The organism is Streptococcus pseudopneumoniae, from assembly GCF_001074565.1.
In the GTDB taxonomy this organism is placed as follows: Bacteria; Bacillota; Bacilli; order Lactobacillales; family Streptococcaceae; genus Streptococcus; species Streptococcus pseudopneumoniae_J.
The window spans coordinates 1-2,060 of the sequence record NZ_JUQX01000069.1 but is presented as its reverse complement, the minus strand read 5'-3'; the positions used below and the strand labels follow the sequence as shown (position 1 = coordinate 2,060).

The following is a 2,060-nucleotide window of genomic DNA, read 5'->3' as shown; positions in this document are numbered from 1 at the left end:
TTGGTTTTTTATTTTGATGTGTGATTGATTTTCACGCATCTTTTTTTTGCATCTATTCCATAAATTCCTATCATTCAGGAACATATAGATATTATCTATTTCTCGCCTTACTGGTATACACTTCCCAAAGCGTACTATACGAAAGTCAGTATCTAACCGTTCATCAAAGAACATCACAATTTTTTTAGCCATTTGTCACGTCCTTTGCTTTCTTAGGTAATATTCTAGGATAGATACAATCTTCAAGCAATTTACGAATAAAATCGTCTTTATCTTGCGAACAAAACAAATCTTCATAGTCAAAGTTCAAAACGACGCTAGAACCATCAGGACGTTGGAAATGCCCATTTTCTCTATTCTCTCGAACTTCTGAAACACTATAAAACCTTTCTTCCATTCCATGCTTTCTAGCGATTTCAGAAGAATAATTGACCCGTCTTAAATACTGGTTTATATCTTCCTCCTGGATCTGTCCAAAAAATTGTTTTGGAGACATATAAGCCGACATAATAACCAATCTCGGAACTACTAGCTTATTTCGATAKCKTGCCGACATTCTAGCCGAGTTGATTGGATCGAATAACTTCAACCAATCCGCAGGAGCTAGACTATCCTCTCGCAAGTCGTCCAAAATCAGGATTTCTTCTCCTGAATAGTTGTCAAAAGGATTCTTAGCACTTGCCGAATAAGTTCCACCTCGTAAACCTGTATTTTCAAGCGCCCCCTGTACTTCTAAGGCAATATCTCTAGCAAGTGTAGACTTCCCTATTCCAGGTTTTCCTTGAATATATAAGACTGTCAAATCATACTCCCCATTTTGCAGAGCTTCCAAGCGTAGAACACTTTCACGCTCTCCGAAAATATCAAATCCTTCAAGGAATTTCTGACGATTGTTTGCCATCAGATAATACAAATTATCGTCTTTCATAATATCAAAATAAGTCAGTTCTCCCTTGTAAACTTTAGACAATACCAAGTCTAGACTTTCATCGGACTTCTCTCGTTTTTTAGTAGCAGCATACTTCTCAAAATCTTCTTTATTCTGATTGATAAAGGCTTCATAATCAAGCGTATCAAATGTTTCCACATCACTAACAGGATACTGATATTTATCTTTATCCTTGGCATGAATAAGATAAGCTAAAGCGTTGATGCGTGTTAGGTGTCTTCCTCCTCTTGATTTTGGAGTTTCTACGCGTTCTTTTTCTACTCCAAGAGCCAAAGCAACTTTTGACAAATCCATCAATTTTGGAAAATCAATATAACCGTGGATATGAGGTTCAACCAATTTAGTTCCATAGGAAATATCTTTATCATGGACGATAAAAGCCACTTCCACAAATTCCTCTTCCTCAACCAATTCCCGGATACGATCAAAGATTAATCTGAAAATCTTTGTCTTATTCTCTTCCCAATTTTCAAGTAATTTCTTATCCGATACAGCCCAATCCCAAAAGTCTGGCTTTAATTGTTGCTCAAATAAGAAACGTCTGTTTCTAATTCTTTTAGTCATTCTTTTTCCTTTTCAATTCATGAAAGACTTTTGCATATTCTTTCTATGTTTTTGTTTTTTTATTCTATAATTTTGGATATATACTCCATTTTTTGGAGAATATATCCACGTATATATCCAAGAATATATCCAAGAAAAAACCCTTAATTTTTGGCATTTTTGTTTCCCTAACGCTACGCTGACACCTTCGGTAATGTCCACGGAAAGCTTGCCAATCAAGGGATTACCCTTGGTTTGCACCATTCTATCGTCAAGTCCTAGAATGGCGCCCGCGCATAGGTTTTGGAAATATGGATATATACTTCTTCAAAAAAACTCTTTGACTAAAATTTCTGCATATTTAGGTAGCTTGGTTGCATTGCCCTGTCGGAACAAGTCAGCCAACCAGTAAGCGCTGATACTCGCAACCGCGCAGGGCAAAAGCCCCTTTTGCGGTTGCTATCAGCTACTAGTTAGCTCACTTGTAAACCGACAGGAGCAAGGCGGCCAGCTCCCATCATATACAGAAATTTTAGACCTACATAACAAGTTTTAGCCCAGAGGCTAC

At 37.2% G+C, this 2,060-nt stretch carries 2 protein-coding genes; both read right to left on the bottom strand.

Annotated features, from left to right (window positions below; translation table 11 throughout):
- Nucleotides 1-192 (bottom strand): hypothetical protein (locus ADI74_RS11270; RefSeq protein WP_049537830.1); only part of this gene is annotated, 192 nt, incomplete at its 3' end.
- The gene (locus tag ADI74_RS09925) at nucleotides 185-1,513 is read right to left on the bottom strand and encodes a Rep family protein (protein ID WP_049538636.1); all 1,329 of its coding nucleotides are present in this window, start codon (nucleotides 1,511-1,513) and stop codon (nucleotides 185-187) included. The genes ADI74_RS11270 and ADI74_RS09925, both read right to left, overlap by 8 nt.
- Nucleotides 1,514-2,060: the final 547 nt, after the last annotated feature.